At 64.1% G+C, this 14,647-nt stretch carries 13 protein-coding genes, 1 tRNA gene, 1 other RNA gene, 1 pseudogene and 1 riboswitch; of the genes and pseudogenes, 10 read left to right on the forward strand and 6 right to left on the reverse strand.

What is annotated here, in order from left to right:
• The 3 genes from ACP5E6_RS03135 to ACP5E6_RS03145 all read left to right on the forward strand — a co-directional run.
• On the forward strand, positions 1-348 hold a 348-nt coding region (locus ACP5E6_RS03135; RefSeq protein WP_427951551.1), incomplete at its 5' end, for a hypothetical protein.
• A 244-nt stretch (positions 349-592) separates the two neighbouring features.
• Positions 593-805, forward strand: a complete 213-nt coding sequence (locus ACP5E6_RS03140; RefSeq protein WP_427951553.1) for a type II toxin-antitoxin system HicA family toxin — start codon at positions 593-595, stop codon at positions 803-805.
• A 3-nt stretch (positions 806-808) separates the two neighbouring features.
• On the forward strand, positions 809-1,234 hold the full coding sequence (locus ACP5E6_RS03145; RefSeq protein ID WP_427951556.1) for a type II toxin-antitoxin system HicB family antitoxin: 426 nt from the start codon (positions 809-811) through the stop codon (positions 1,232-1,234).
• A 379-nt stretch (positions 1,235-1,613) separates the two neighbouring features.
• On the opposite strand, the gene ACP5E6_RS03150 is transcribed toward ACP5E6_RS03145, so the two are convergent.
• From ACP5E6_RS03150 to thyX, 3 genes are all read right to left on the reverse strand, one after another.
• A tRNA-Thr gene (locus tag ACP5E6_RS03150) sits at positions 1,614-1,688 on the reverse strand.
• Positions 1,689-1,735: 47 nt separating this feature from the next.
• The gene (hemA, locus tag ACP5E6_RS03155; protein WP_427951559.1) at positions 1,736-2,962 is read right to left on the reverse strand and encodes a 5-aminolevulinate synthase; all 1,227 of its coding nucleotides are present in this window, start codon (positions 2,960-2,962) and stop codon (positions 1,736-1,738) included.
• Positions 2,963-3,118: 156 nt separating this feature from the next.
• The gene (gene thyX, locus ACP5E6_RS03160) at positions 3,119-4,039 is read right to left on the reverse strand and encodes an FAD-dependent thymidylate synthase (RefSeq protein WP_427951561.1); all 921 of its coding nucleotides are present in this window, start codon (positions 4,037-4,039) and stop codon (positions 3,119-3,121) included.
• A gap of 5 nt (positions 4,040-4,044) precedes the next feature.
• Between thyX and ssrA the strand changes: the two genes are divergently transcribed.
• Positions 4,045-4,358, forward strand: a transfer-messenger RNA (tmRNA) gene (gene ssrA, locus ACP5E6_RS03165).
• Positions 4,359-4,664: 306 nt separating this feature from the next.
• Here the strand turns inward: ssrA and ACP5E6_RS03170 are convergent.
• On the reverse strand, positions 4,665-5,078 hold the full coding sequence (locus tag ACP5E6_RS03170; RefSeq protein ID WP_427951564.1) for a hypothetical protein: 414 nt from the start codon (positions 5,076-5,078) through the stop codon (positions 4,665-4,667).
• 8 nt (positions 5,079-5,086) lie between these two features.
• On the reverse strand, positions 5,087-5,716 hold the full coding sequence (locus ACP5E6_RS03175; protein WP_427951566.1) for an AAA family ATPase: 630 nt from the start codon (positions 5,714-5,716) through the stop codon (positions 5,087-5,089).
• Between the two features lie 44 nt (positions 5,717-5,760).
• Between ACP5E6_RS03175 and ACP5E6_RS03180 the strand changes: the two genes are divergently transcribed.
• From ACP5E6_RS03180 to gcvP, 4 genes are all read left to right on the forward strand, one after another.
• On the forward strand, positions 5,761-7,185 hold the full coding sequence (locus tag ACP5E6_RS03180) for an NAD(P)H-hydrate dehydratase (RefSeq protein ID WP_427951569.1): 1,425 nt from the start codon (positions 5,761-5,763) through the stop codon (positions 7,183-7,185).
• A 349-nt stretch (positions 7,186-7,534) separates the two neighbouring features.
• Positions 7,535-7,648, forward strand: a riboswitch (glycine riboswitch).
• A gap of 168 nt (positions 7,649-7,816) precedes the next feature.
• A complete protein-coding gene (gene gcvT, locus ACP5E6_RS03185; protein ID WP_427951571.1) occupies positions 7,817-8,911 on the forward strand; it encodes a glycine cleavage system aminomethyltransferase GcvT in 1,095 nt (364 codons plus the stop codon).
• A 13-nt stretch (positions 8,912-8,924) separates the two neighbouring features.
• Positions 8,925-9,299, forward strand: a complete 375-nt coding sequence (gene gcvH / locus ACP5E6_RS03190) for a glycine cleavage system protein GcvH (RefSeq protein ID WP_427951574.1) — start codon at positions 8,925-8,927, stop codon at positions 9,297-9,299.
• A 13-nt stretch (positions 9,300-9,312) separates the two neighbouring features.
• A complete protein-coding gene (gcvP, locus tag ACP5E6_RS03195) occupies positions 9,313-12,183 on the forward strand; it encodes an aminomethyl-transferring glycine dehydrogenase (RefSeq protein ID WP_427951577.1) in 2,871 nt (956 codons plus the stop codon).
• Positions 12,184-12,306: 123 nt separating this feature from the next.
• On the opposite strand, the gene ACP5E6_RS03200 is transcribed toward gcvP, so the two are convergent.
• Positions 12,307-13,011 (reverse strand): YggS family pyridoxal phosphate-dependent enzyme, encoded by a 705-nt coding sequence (locus ACP5E6_RS03200; protein ID WP_427951580.1) that lies wholly within the window; start codon positions 13,009-13,011, stop codon positions 12,307-12,309.
• On the opposite strand from ACP5E6_RS03200, the gene ACP5E6_RS03205 reads away from it, so the two are divergent.
• A complete protein-coding gene (locus ACP5E6_RS03205; RefSeq protein WP_427951583.1) occupies positions 13,010-13,594 on the forward strand; it encodes a thiamine phosphate synthase in 585 nt (194 codons plus the stop codon). The genes ACP5E6_RS03200 and ACP5E6_RS03205 overlap by 2 nt on opposite strands.
• 217 nt (positions 13,595-13,811) lie before the next feature.
• Positions 13,812-14,647: pseudogene (locus ACP5E6_RS03210) on the forward strand (porin); the annotation flags it as partial.

The following is a 14,647-nucleotide window of genomic DNA, read 5'->3' on the forward strand; positions in this document are numbered from 1 at the left end:
AGGCGGGCCGAGGAAGCGCGCGGCATCGTCCGCTGGCTCCGCCCCGATTATCAGATCCCCCGCTACGGCCGCCCGGATGAAAAACTCGACCTCGCCGGCGGCGATCTCCGCCCCGAACGCACCGAAGCCACCCGCAACGCCTTCCCCGCCGATGAGGTCGCGCAAACCGCCGTCATCATGGCCGCCCTCGCCACCGCCCCCGCCGGCATCGCCGCCGCCGATCTCGCACTACGGTTCAAAGGCCGCGCGCTCCGCCCGAAAGTCGATTCAGTGCTCGCCGGCCTGGTCCGCCTTGGCGTGGTCGGGACCGCCGGGCGCGGGGTCTATCGACTGAATCTCGCTGCGTAAACAAGCCACTGCTTAAGTATGGAACCTATCCGCTTGTCTTCGGACGACCGCAAATCACACCCTGCCAACGCACCATGATTGCCGCTCACGGCCCCTTAAAAAGGGGAAGGCGCGGATTGATTAGCGCCGCGCGCGTGTCTGGTGCCACAAAAATGACCACGACGCAAATCGCACCAAGCATAATCCGGACAGTTATGTCCGAATTATGCTTGCCTAGCGACCGTTTTGGGCGCATCTTAGGATTGTGAGAGTCGATGATCTAATCCGGGCGATCGAACGATACGCCGCCCGCAATAGCGTCACGTACCGGGCGGAATCGGGGAAAGGAAGTCATCGGAAGATTTGGCTTGGCGGTTGCCGCAGCGTGGTGCCAATCCATCGGGGAGACCTACCGATCGGAACTTATAAAGCAATTTTGCGGCAACTGGGCATTTCGGAATCTGACTTGAAGGACTGAATCATGAGGTTTGCATATCCAATCGAGATCGATGAAGCGGCGGACGGGATCACGGTCGCTTTTCCGGACGTGCCGGAAGCCATCACCGCTGGTGTAACACGCGCCGAAGCCATCGAGCGGGCGGCGGATACGCTGGTATCTGCTTTGTCTTTTTATGTCGAGGAAGGCGAGCCTCTGCCGCGACCTTCGCCCGCGAAGGGCCGCCCCATGATTTCAGTGACCGCCTTGGAAGCGGCGAAGCTCGCCTTGCATGACGCGATGACCGAGGCCGGTCTATCGAAGGTCGAACTTGCGCGACGCATGGGCAAGGATGAACGCGCGATCCGTCGCCTGCTCGACCCTTTGCACCGCAGCCACATCGGCGAGGTCGAGACCGCCTTGCGCGGGCTTGGCAAACGGGTCGAGGTTTCGGTCATGCAAGCGGCCTGAATATCGCCGAACTCTGTCGCGTCTAAACTTTGGGTCCCTCCCCTGCCAGTATACTCTGGGGGCATTTCAATCCCGCAATGACCGGCTAGGCGCAGACTAGCAAAACCTGTCCGCAGTGTCCGCACTGTCAGCACGATAACCGATTGCGTCGCTTGGTCGATTTAAGTGACCAGTACGCGCGCGTGCGCGCGTATTGCGTAGCCAATGCCGAATTCATTGATTTTTAACCACCAGATCAGCGACGCATGAACCACCATCGTCTTATCACGAGACTGTGACTCCGGATGCCAGACGGCGCGCGCGGGGTCCGCTGGGGGTCCGCTATTTTTTCAGGGGTCTGATGACATCCCGAAAATATCTCATAAGACATTGAAAAATATGGTGCCGACACCCGGGATTGAACCGGGGACCTACTGATTACGAATCAGTTGCTCTACCGCTGAGCTATGTCGGCCACGCGACCGCTATAGCGAGAGTGTTCCCCGGTCGCAACCCGGCGGGTCAAGCGGCGGCTACAGCGCTTTCACCAGACAGAATATGCCTGAGCGCATCGACCAGATCATCCATCATCGCCTCGGTATGCTTCGGGCCGGGGGTGAAGCGCAAGCGCTCGGTGCCGGCGGCGACGGTCGGATAATTGATCGGGGTGGCATACATGCCGAACTCGCGGATCAAGCGCATCGAAACCTCGGTGGCGCGGGCGGCGTTGCCGATCATCAAGGGGACGATGTGGCTTGCCGATCGCAGGCGCGGCAGCCCGGCGGCATCAAATTTCGCCTTCAGCATCTCGGCGCGGGCGAACAGGGTATCGCGGCGTGCCTGATCGATCTTCAGGCGGCGGATCGAGGCGAGGGCGGCGGCGACGGTCGGCGGCGGCAGGGCGGTGGTGAAGATGAAGCCGGCCGCGGTCGACCGGATATAGTCGATCACGCTGGAATCGCCCGCGACATAACCGCCATGGCAACCATAGGCCTTTGCCAGCGTTCCCTCGATGATCGTCAGGCGATGGGCCACGCCGTCACGCTCGGAGACGCCGCCACCATGCGGGCCGTACATGCCGACCGCGTGGACTTCGTCGAGATAAGTGATGGCGTTGTATTTATCGGCGAGGTCGCAGATTGCCCCGATCGGCGCGATGTCGCCATCCATCGAATACACGCTCTCGAACGCCACCATCTTCGGAGCATCCGGCGGCGCTTCTGCGAGCAGGCGTTCGAGATCGGCGAGATCATTGTGCTTGAACACATGCACCGTCGAGGATTTGCCGCCCTTGATGCCGACGATCATGGAATTATGGTTTTGAGCGTCGGAAAACACATGCCAGTCGGGCAGCGCATTCAGGATCGAGCCGAGAGTCGCCTGGTTCGACACATAGCCCGAGGTGAACAACAGCGCCGCGTCCTTGCCATGCAAGGAGGCGAGTTCGGCTTCAAGGGCAACGTGGATTGGCGACGAGCCGGCGATGTTGCGGGTTCCGCCGGCACCGGCGCCCATGGTGCGGGCGGCTTCGATCGAGGCGTCGATCACCTCGGGGTCGGTCCCCATTGCCAGATAGTCGTTCGAGGACCAGACAAGGATGTCCTCCGTCCTGCCATCCATTGTGACCCGATAATACGGAAAGCGATCCGCGAGTTTCTCAAGCGCAACGAAGCGCCGGTAACGCCCCGCTGCGCGGATCTCTGCCAAAGCCTTGTCGCATTGGGCGATAAACTTGTGATCACGATTCATTGTCTGCTCCTGGCGTACGACCGATATGTGTAATGCTAAGTTTACACCACGGCAAGAAGATAATGAACGGCGACCAGCGGCGAACGTCAAGTGTTATATTCCAAATCCGTGATGATTTGGCCGGCCGACCCGATCACATCGTAAAGAGGCGCAGGTTCAGCGGCCCAGCATGGCCATCATTTCGGTCCATTCCCGCTTCGACAGGCCGGATGACGCCGGCTCGACCGCCTCACCGTCGAGCATCCGGCGCAGCACCGCCAACATGGTTGCGGAAAAAATGGCCGCACCCAGCCGATACTCCTCGAATGCGCGGCAACTCGCCGGCACCCAGGCGCGGGTCATGCTCAGCATGGCCTCGGCGTAGACCCTGATTTCGTATTGCGCATGCGGGTCGGCGCGCAGGGAAAGGAAGTGGAACAGGTTGTGCAGGTTGGTCTTCCAGTACCATTGCGTATAGGTGTTCAGCGTCAGGTTCATGCGGGCGAGTTCCCGCGCCAGACCGTGCCGCGCTGGGTCGGTGCCGGTTTCGTTGAGCATGAATTCATAATGCGCATAGTTCCGGTCGGCATCATCGCGCAACAGCGTGAGCACGTCCGCGGCTTCGCGGCCGTCCAGAATCTCACCTCTGCCCTGTCGGTTGCTGGCCGATTGCGTGGCCAGATGCTCCGGTGCCGGAATGTAGAACTCGCGGTCCATCACCGAGTAACGAGCGGAATATTCATTCACACTCGCGGTCCGGTGCCGGATCCATTGTCGGGCGACGAAAATCGGCAGTTTCACATGGAACTTGATCTCGCACATCTCGAACGGGGTTGAATGGCGGTGGCGCATCAGATAGCGGATCAGCCCCTCATCCTCGCTGACCTTGCGGGTGCCGCGGCCGTAGGATACCCGCGCGGCCTGAACCACCGCCGCATCGTCACCCATGTAATCGATCACCCGCAGGAAGCCGTGGTCGAGCACCGGCACCGCGGTGAACAGCATCGCCTCCAACGCCGGCACCGTGGCGCGGCGGGTCGAGGCGACCTGGGCGCGCGCGGCGTCGATCTCGGCGTGGTCAGTTTCGGTGAGGTTCATCATGGTCCCTTTCGCAGCGCGCCCATATCGCCTATATCGATGGAGCCGGGCAACCGGCTATGGCGATAAACGGTGCGTGGAATAAGTGTTGTGGACCCGGGGGCAGTACCCGGCGCCTCCACCAAATTCCGCCTTCAGGGGCGGATCACGGGGGCGAAACAGGCTCGACACGCACGGTAAAGACCCATCTTTCGCTCGGCATTGTACCGCCGTTATCGGGCTATATCACAGGTGCCAACGATAATTTCGAGGCATTCGCTGTCGCTGCATAAGCGATAAGCGCGGTTCGGGGGGCACCGGGCAACAGAAGCCCCCCACTTCCTGCCGTGATGGTCCTGGTTGGCAATCGCCGATCTCGGTGCAGATCGAGCAAAAAAAAGGCCGGTCATTAGACCGGCCAGCATCATTCAGATGCAATATAAAGAGGCTCCCTAAACTTGGCGGCTGGCACCAATGGGAAGCGATTGGCCGATTTCGACCTGTCGAATTCCCGTAAGCGCCACCAGCGAGAGATGGCGGATTTTTTACAATCGAGCAAGACCCTTTCGCCGCAGACCGGGCGGATTGAAAGAAAAAATGTGTTACATGCCGAGATAGCCAGATTAATTTATGATATATTCGTAAATTATCCGAAGCGGCCGAGTACCGCGAAGCCGAGACTCATGCCGCCGAGCAGCAGATCGACCGCGATCAAGCGGGTCAGCCGGCGGGTGGCGGCGTCAATGACCGCCGCGTCGCCGGATGCCTCGCCATCCCGCAGGAGGAGCCGTGCGCCGAACCAGGCGATCAGCAGAACGACAGCCATGGCGATTCCAGCGGTCTGCATCGCGTTCACCGCCCAGGGCCAGGCACCGGGTTGGCCGAATTGCAGAAATCCGAGCGCCCAGCCCGACGCCAGGGTAATCGGCATCGCGAACAGGCAGGCGCGCAACAGCGGCGTGGCCACAGTGCCCAGCAGCAGAAATCCGCCGAGGCATCCGGTCCAGCCGGCGAACCCCGCCAGATGAACGGCCAGCAGCAGGGAAATTTCCACAGCCACCCCGCGGCTCAGCCCAGCATGGTGATGATGCGCGCGGCCAGTGCCGCGATTTCGCTCCCGGCGACGCTACCGGGCGCGGTTTCCGAGATCCCCAGCCCGTCGGCGAAGGCATTCGCGAACCCTGCGCGATTGCCCAAGGCATCTTCAAGCATCACCAGCCGGCGGGCGGCAATTTCCGCCTCCATCCGGCGGCGCAGTTTCGAGGCCGCCGGCGCGCGGTTGAACAGCAACGCAACGGCGCGCCGTTCTTCGGCGGCCAGTTTCAGTGTGCCCTCTGCTGCCCATAGATCAGGCGGCGTCGGGTTGAGCGGGATCAATACCAGATCCGCGCCGCGGATCGCGCGTCGCGCATCGGAATCGAGCACCGGCGGCGTGTCGATCAAAATGATGTCGTGCGCCCGCCGCATGGTCTCCAGCGCCCCGGCCAGCCGCCAGCCCGACACCGTCTCGACGGTCAGATCAACTTGAACTTTCGGATTAGCCGCGCGCAACCGACCCCAGGCGGACAGCGACCCCTGTGGATCGATATCGAGCAGCCCGACCCTGCGCCCATCCGCCAGTGCCACGCCGAGCTGGGCCGCCACCATCGTTTTGCCGGCCCCGCCTTTTTGCTGGGCCACCGCAATCACCTTGACCATCGAAGCCTCCGGTTGCAGATCGAGTCTAGCAAATCCTGAACCGAATGTCCCACATACGCGGTATGGAAACGCTGTTCACCACCGATGAAATGAACCGGATCGATCAGGCGAGCGCCCACAGCGGTGTGCCAACCCTTGATCTGATGGAACAGGCGGGGACCGCGGTCGCCCGCGCCGTCGCAAGGCGCTACCGTCCATGCAGGGTTCTGGTCCTGGCGGGACCCGGAAACAACGGCGGTGACGGCTATGTCGCGGCACGTCTCCTGATGCAGCGCGGCTGGTCGATCGCCGTCGCGCCGATCGCGCCGCCGCGCCCGGACAGTGATGCCGCGGTCGCCGCAGCCCGATGGCGCGGCGTGACGGTGGCGCCTGACATCGAACGCGTGCGCGCGGCCGATCTGGTGATCGACGCGGTGCTGGGTGCCGGCCTCACCCGCGACCTCGGCGCCGATCTGGGCGCGCTGCTTGGCGCGGCGCGTCGGCTGGTGGCGATCGACATTCCCAGCGGCATCGATGGCACGACCGGCGCGATCCGAGGCCACGCCGCGGTGGCAGATCTGACCATCACCTTCGTCGCGCGCAAGCCGGGTCATCTGCTGTTGCCCGGCCGAACGCACTGTGGTGCCATTATATGCGCGGATATCGGCATGCCCGCTGCCGCAATCGCCACGGTGAGGCCATCGCTCTGGCGCAACACGCCGTCACTATGGCGTTTGCCGCGCGTGGCGCGCGCGGGTCAGAAATACGATCGTGGCCTCCTGACGATTCTGGCAGGCCCGATGTCAGGTGCGGCGATTCTGGCAGCAAACGGCGCCCGTCGCGCCGGCGCTGGGCTGGTTACGCTGGTTGGCGCGGCCGCGATCATCGGGGCGCCGCCAGGAATTATGAGCAGTTCACACTCGTTATCCGAACTCCTGGCCGATCACCGTCGCCGGGTCTGGCTCTGCGGCCCCGGCCTCGGCGTGGCGCCGGCCGGTGAAGCGCTCGACGCATTGGTCGCGGCGCGCCGCGTCATCGTCGCCGACGCGGATGCGTTGACCGCCTGTGCCGATCGTCCGGCGCGGTTGCGCGGTGTCGCGGTGGTCACCCCGCATGAGGGCGAATTTCGGCGGGTGTTTCCAGAACTCGCCGGCGACAAACTCACCCGCGCCCGGGCGGCCGCCGTGGCGATCGGCGCCGTCGTGGTGCTCAAGGGTGCCGATACCGTGATCGCCGCACCGGACGGACGCGCTGCGATCAACGACAACGCGCCGGCTGATCTGGCCACGGCGGGGTCGGGCGACACGCTCGCCGGCATCATCGCTGGATTGCTGACCCAGAATATGGCGCCGTTCGCGGCGGCTTGCGCCGGGGTCTGGCTGCATGGCGCGGCGGCACGGCGGATTGGCGTCGGTCTGATCGCCGAAGATCTGGCGGATGCGTTGCCCGCGGTACTTCGAACCCTGCGAGAGGGCGATAATACGACTTAAGATCGATGGTATGACGCGATCTGTTAACTTATTATTAGGGAATGTTGATTATTCTCATGCTCATGATCGCAGCAGCATCGTTTTCGGCTTTCGCCGCCCCTATCGGGCCCTCAAGTCTCGGAATTCCGCCCATGCGCATGGCGCCGGTCGGTACGCCGCCGGCCTCGCCCAGTACGCCGCCAGCAACGACCCCGCCGGCCAATGGCGCAATGCCCCGCGGGTCTCTTCTCAACATGTCGGTTTGATCCCGTCCGGCTGATCATTGTTGCGGGATGTGGGCACGCGGGAGCCTGGCTGATATTTCCGCGCTTGCTTTTGGCCGCCGGCTCAGTCAATGAAGAGGTATTCGAACTCCCACGCGGGAGAGAGTGATGCGAGGGGAGCCAACCCCTAACTTCGCATCATCGCCGAAGGCGCAACCGGCCCCCGGAAACGCTCAGGCACAAAGGACCGCGTGGAAAAACGAATCTCTGGAAAGCCGGCGCGATGCGCCGCACCGACGGCGTAAGGACCGGAGTAACCCCGTTCCGAATCTCTCAGGTTCCGCGACAGAGGGGGGTCAGTCTGGACGGTTCTGTACCCGTCCGCTGGATGCGCGGGGGATTCTTGACCTTTGGCCGATCATGATACGTTGAACCAACCGTTGACGGTGCCACTCGATGCGTTGCACCGAAGTCTCGGCGCCCGAATGGTGGATTTCGCGGGCTATGCCATGCCGGTGCAGTATGAGGGCATCATCGCCGAACATCTGCATTGTCGCAGCCATGCGGCCTTGTTCGACGTGTCACATATGGGACAGGCGCGCCTGTCCGGCCCCGGCGCTGCCCTTGCGCTCGAACGGATCGTCACCGGTGATATCACCGGGCTGAAACCGGGTCGCCAGCGCTACACGCTGCTGATGAACGAGGCGGGCGGCATCGTCGATGATCTGATGGTGGCGAATTTGGGTGATCACCTCCTTCTGGTGCTGAACGCCGGGCGCAAAACCATCGATGCGACCCATATCGCGGCGCATCTGCCGCCGGATGTCACCCTGTCGACCCAGTTCGACCGCGCCTTGCTCGCTCTGCAAGGTCCGGATGCTGCGGCGGTTCTGCAATCACTGATCCCCGAAACCGCCACCATGCGCTTCATGGACGCCATTGCCGTCAGCGCGTTGGGGACCCGCCTGACGATCACCCGTTCCGGCTATACCGGTGAGGACGGTTTTGAGATCGGCCTGCCGGCCAGCCATGCCGAGGCGCTGGCCACCGCGCTGCTCGACGATCCGCGGGTGAAACCGGCCGGCCTCGGCGCGCGCGATTCGCTCCGGCTCGAAGCGGGTTTGCCTCTTTATGGCAACGATATCGACGACCATCGAAATCCGATCGAGGCGGGGCTCGGCTTCGCCATCGGCAAGCGGCGCAAGATGACCTGGGATTTTCTCGGCGGTGCCGCCGTGCGCGCGATCCACGATCGGGGTCCCCGCGAAATGCTGGTCGGTTTGCGGGCCGAGGGGCGTGTGCCGGTGCGCCACGATGCCGAATTGTTCGATCACAATGGTGTTGCCGTCGGCCGGGTCACCTCCGGCACCTTCGCCCCCAGTCTCGATGCGCCGATCGCGCTCGGCTACGTCCGTGCCGATAGTGCTGCGGATGGGGTATCGCTGCGCGCCGTCCTGCGCGGCCGCAATATTCCGATGCTGGTAACGCCACTGCCCTTCATTCCCCACCGCTACGTCCGCTGAAAGGCCCCCGATCATGACCGAAACCCGCTTCACCAAGGACCACGAATGGGCCCGCCTCGAGGGCGACATCGCAACCATCGGGATCACCGATCATGCGCAATCCGCCCTCGGCGATGTCGTGTTCGTCGAACTGCCGGAACCGGGGCGACATGTCGATGCGGCGGAGGCCTGCGCCGTGGTCGAGAGCGTCAAGGCGGCGTCGGACGTCTATGCCCCGCTGGCCGGCACCGTGACCGAGCTCAACGCGGCCCTCGCCGAGGATCCGGCGGCGGTGAACAAGGATGCCGAGGCCGGTGCCTGGTTCTTCAAGCTCCGCCTCGATGACCCCGCCGCGTTCGGCGCGCTGCTCTCCGCCGATGACTATCGGGCCTTCGTGCAATCGCTTTGATCGGAGTGCCATCATGCCGGACAATCTGACTGCTTTCGACGCGATCTCCGCCCAGGATCGTTTCGCCAACCGCCATATCGGGCCAAATGCCGATGAACGCACCGCCATGCTGCGCACCCTGGGCGATGCCTCGATCGAGGCATTGATTGCGCGCACCGTGCCAGGCGCGATCCTGAGCACGCAACCGCTCGATCTGCCGGCGGCGCTCACCGAAGGTGAAATCCTCGATGACCTGCGGCGCTACGCGGCGCAGAATCAGGTCAAGCGCAGCCTGATCGGTCTCGGCTATCACGGCACGGTGACACCGCTGGTGATCCTGCGCAATGTGCTGGAGAACCCCGGCTGGTACACCGCCTACACGCCCTATCAGGCTGAAATCGCGCAGGGCCGGCTGGAGGCGCTGCTCAATTTCCAGACCATGACGGCCGAACTCGCGGGCATGGACATCGCCAATGCCTCGCTGCTCGACGAAGCCACCGCCGCCGCCGAAGGCGTGGCGCTGGCCCATGCGGTGCACAAGGGTAAATCCACCGTGATCGCCGTGGCGAGCGATGTGCATCCGCAGACCCGCGCGGTCATCGCCACCCGCGCCGCGCCGCTTGGGTGGAGCATCGCTGACATCGAACCCGGCGATACCGCCGCGATCGGCGCGGCACAACCTTTCGCAATGGTGCTGCAATATCCCGGCACCACCGGGGCGGTGCGCGATCTGTCCGCCGAAATTGCCGCGTCCCATGCCGCCGGCGCGCTGGCCATCGTCGCCGCCGACCCGCTCTCGCTCGCCCTGCTGAGGCCGCCTGGCGAGATGGGGGCCGATATCGTGGTGGGCTCGACCCAGCGGTTCGGCGTGCCGATGGGGTTCGGTGGCCCCCACGCGGCCTATTTCGCGACGCGCGATCAGCTGAAACGCCATATGGCGGGGCGCCTCGTCGGCGTTTCGATCGATGCCGCTGGCGCACCCGCGATGCGGCTTGCGCTGCAAACCCGCGAGCAGCATATCCGCCGCGAAAAGGCGACGTCGAATATCTGCACCGCGCAGGTTCTGCTCGCGATTATCGCGGGATTTTATGGCGTGTGGCATGGGCCGGAGGGGCTGAACCGGATTGCCGCGCGCATCCACCTCGCGGCCCGCCTCCTCGCGGGCGCCGCGGCGGGTGCGGGCATTCCACTGCGCCATGCGGTTTTTTTCGACACGATCGCGCTGGAAACCGGATCGCAGACCGAGGCGATCATGGCGCGCGCCCTCGATGGCGGCTTCAACCTGCGCCGGATCGACGCCACCGGCATCGCCATTGCGCTCGATGAGGCGATCACCCAGCCGGAACTCGCGGCGCTTGCCGCCGTTCTCGGCGGCGAGGCCGCGGCGATGGCCACGCCGCTCGGGCCGTTCCGCCGCCGCAGCGCCTTCATGACCGCCGCGGTGTTCCATGCCCATCGCTCCGAACACGCGATGCTGCGCTATCTCAAACGCCTCGAAGACAAGGACATCGCACTCAACCGCAGCATGATACCGCTCGGTTCCTGCACGATGAAACTCAACGCGACCGCCGAGATGATTCCAATCACCTGGCGTGCCTTCGCCGACATCCACCCGTTCGCGCCGCCCGACCAGACCCGCGGCTATGCCGCGCTGATCGACCACCTTGGCCGTGACCTTGCCCGGATCACCGGCTTTGCCGCGGTATCGCTGCAACCCAATTCCGGGGCGCAGGGCGAATACGCCGGCATGCTCTGCATCCGCGCGTATCACGCCGCCCGGGGCCAGGGTGAGCGGACGATCTGCCTGATCCCGTCATCCGCCCATGGCACCAACCCCGCTTCGGCCACCATGGCCGGGTACCGTGTCGTCGTGGTCGGCTGTGACAAGGACGGCAACATCGACCTCGCCGATCTCGACGCCAAGATCAGCCTGCATGGCGAACGGCTTGCCGCGCTGATGATCACCTACCCCTCGACCCATGGCGTGTTCGAGTCGAGCGTGCGCACCATCTGCGAGCGCGTCCATGCCGCTGGCGGGCAAGTATATATGGACGGTGCGAACATGAACGCGCAGGTCGGCCTCACCAGCCCGGCCGCGATCGGTGCCGATGTCTGTCATCTCAACCTGCACAAAACCTTCTGCATCCCGCATGGCGGCGGGGGGCCGGGCGTCGGCCCGATCGGGGTTGCCGCGCATCTTGTCCCGCATTTGCCCAATCATCCGATGCGCGCGGACGCCGGCCCCGCCACCGGCTACGGTCCGGTCGCCGCCGCACCGTTTGGCAGCGCCTCGATCCTGCCGATCCCCTATGCCTATATCCGCTTGATGGGACCGGATGGGCTGCGCGAAGCGACCCAGATCGCCATCCTCAACGCGAATTATATCGCGCACCGCCTGGCCCCGCATTTTCCAATACTCTACACCGGCGCCGGCGGCACGGTCGCGCATGAGTGCATCATCGATTGCCGGCAGTTTCAGGCCGATACCGGCGTCGTCGTGGAAGACATCGCCAAGCGGCTGCAAGATTACGGTTTCCACGCGCCCACCATGTCATGGCCGGTGCCGGGCACGCTGATGATCGAACCGACCGAAAGCGAGTCGAAGGCCGAGATCGACCGGTTTTGCGATGCGATGATCGAAATTCGCGCGGAAATCGCAAGCATCGCCGCCGGGACTCTGCCGCGCGACGACAATATGCTGAAACACGCGCCCCACACCGCCGCCGAGGTCATGGCCACGGTATGGTCTCATGCCTATACGCGCGAACAGGCGGCATTTCCGCTGCCGTTCGTTCATGCCGGCAAATACTGGCCGCCGGTCAAACGCGTTGATAATGCCTATGGCGATCGCAACCTGGTATGCAGTTGCGCGCCACTCTCCGCCTATGCCGAAGCCGCCGATTAGGGCGATAGGCGATTAGGTTGACGCGGAAGCGGCGACATCATCGCATGAAATCGCTCGAAAAACATGGAGCTGGAGCGTTACGCTGAAAGCATGACGCCCCAGGATCGATCGATCGGGCTGAACTCAGCTGCCCAGCGGTGTCGCGCTGTCGGGTCGGTTGCCGAACAGGGCCGAGCCGACGCGGACCTGCGTGGCACCGCAGGCGATCGCGGTTTCGAAATCGTCGGACATGCCGATCGAGCGGATCGGCAGGCCGTGATGGTCAGCCATGGCGACGAGATCCCGGAAATAGGGCGCGGGGTCGGCGCCGAGCGGCGGGATCGCCATCAGACCCTGCAGCGCGGCGCCGAACCGGGCGCGCATGGCGCGGATGAACCCATCGGCCTCGGCGCGGGCGATGCCGGCCTTCTGGGGCTCGTCGCCGATGTTCACCTGCACCAGCAGATGCGGCAGATCGCCCTCCCGTTCGGCGGCGGCGGCGAGGGCATCGGCGAGTTTCGGACGATCGAGGGTTTCGATCTGGTCGAACAGCAAAACAGCGTCGCGCACCTTATTGGTCTGGAGCGGTCCGATCAGGTGCAGATCGATCGCCGGATGGGCGATGCGCAGCGGGGTGAATTTCAGCGCGGCCTCCTGCACCCGGTTTTCACCGAACACCAGCTGCCCGGCAGCGATCATCGCCTCAACCATCGCGGCCGGTTTGGTTTTCGATACCGCGATCAATTCCACGCGGCGCCCACCGGCGGCACGGGCGATGCGGGACCGCACGTCAGCCAGGGTTGCAGCCAGGGTTGCAGCGACGTCGGGACTCGTCGGATCATGGGTCATGGACCAACAACTGATCAGCCTGGCCCGTGCGGTCAAGCGCCGGCGCCGCGCACCCGGTGCAACGCTATGGCTGTTCACCGATGCCGCGCGGCAACCCGATGTTCTGGCGATCATTGCCCGCCTGCCGCGCGATGTCTGCGGCGTCGTGTTTCGCCATGACGGTGCCGCGGATCGCGCGGATCTCGCGCTTCGCGTTGCGGCGCTGTGCCGGGCGCGACGCTTGCCGCTGGTCGTCGCGGGGGATTGGCGATTGGCGGCGGCCTGCCGTGCCGGGTTGCATCTGCGCGGCGGGGTGCGGCCCCGCACGGGCTACCGTGGCGGCGTCACCACGGCTTCAGCGCATGATCCAGCGCAACGCAGGGCCGCAATTCGGGCGCGGGTGACAATGATCTTTGTCTCGCCCGCTTTTGCCACCGCGAGCCATGCCGGGCAGCGCGCTCTGGGATCGTGCCGCTGGGCGGCGCTGGCGCGCGATCACGCCACGCCGATGTTGGCACTCGGCGGCATCAACGGCGGCACCGGCCGCCGGATCGGCCGGCATGGTGCCGGGTTTGGCGTGATCGAGGCGCTGTCATCACTGTGACATATACTGTTGCGCCGAAACAACAACGGGTCGAAATAACCCCTTCGACCCATCGCGCATATTGCTTCGCGTCCTGGAAATGTCTTTTATCCGTCTTGCGCCGAAGACCAAGCCAGTCACGGCAAAATCATCGTTCGGTGGAAACCGTCATCGAACACGATGAAAGACGAGACGTTAACAGGGTTCACGCCGGCTAACCGGCAACATGGAGGACTACATGCGCAAATTCCTACTGGCCTCAGTGGCCATGCTGGGCATGGTGGCCGGAGCCACCGGTGCCGCGCACGCACAGGCAGCCAAGCCGCCGGCACCCGGCACGCTGGTGGTTCATTTGAACGGCCTGTTGAACGATCAGATCAACGACATCGGTTCGACCGCCAATAACGTCGGCGGCTACAAGCTGAACCCGATCGGCATGTCCGGCTTCCTGCGTCTGTATCCGGGTTTCGATGCGCAGACCGAGGGTGGGCTGCAATATGGCGTCGCGGTTGAACTGCGCACGGCCTACACCGCCGCGGGCCAGGGTATTGACGAGAATGGCTCGGCTGGCACGGCCACCGAAGGTCTCGTGATCCGCCGCGCCTATGGCTATGCCGGCACCAAGGACGCTGGATTTGTCCGTGTCGGCCAGACCGACGGTATCTGGTGGCTGCTGGCGACCGGCGAATATTTCAACTACGGCGACGGTAACGCCTGGGATTCCGACGGCGGCGTCGGCTCCGCGGTGCCGTCGGTGACCGCGCCGTCCGGCCTGTTCACCTCGGCTGGTGCGCTCTACACCACCAATAAGATCGTTTATATCTCGCCTGACATTGCGGGCTTCCAGGCCGGCATCGATTTCGAGCCGAATTCGAACGGGTTCAAGGAAGGCGAGGTTTGCGCCGTCGCTGGCCCTGGCTGCGCGACGCTCGCCGCCGCTCCCGGGGGCATCAGCAATTCCCGTCGCAAGAACACCGCGACGCTTGGGGTTGAATATACCGGCGAATTCGACGCTATTGGCGTGAAATTGAACGCCGATTACCTGAAATCCTCGCCGATTGGCACAAGCGGGCC

Origin of the sequence: Acidiphilium sp. (assembly GCF_049977125.1) — a bacterium.
GTDB lineage: Bacteria > Pseudomonadota > Alphaproteobacteria > Acetobacterales > Acetobacteraceae > Acidiphilium.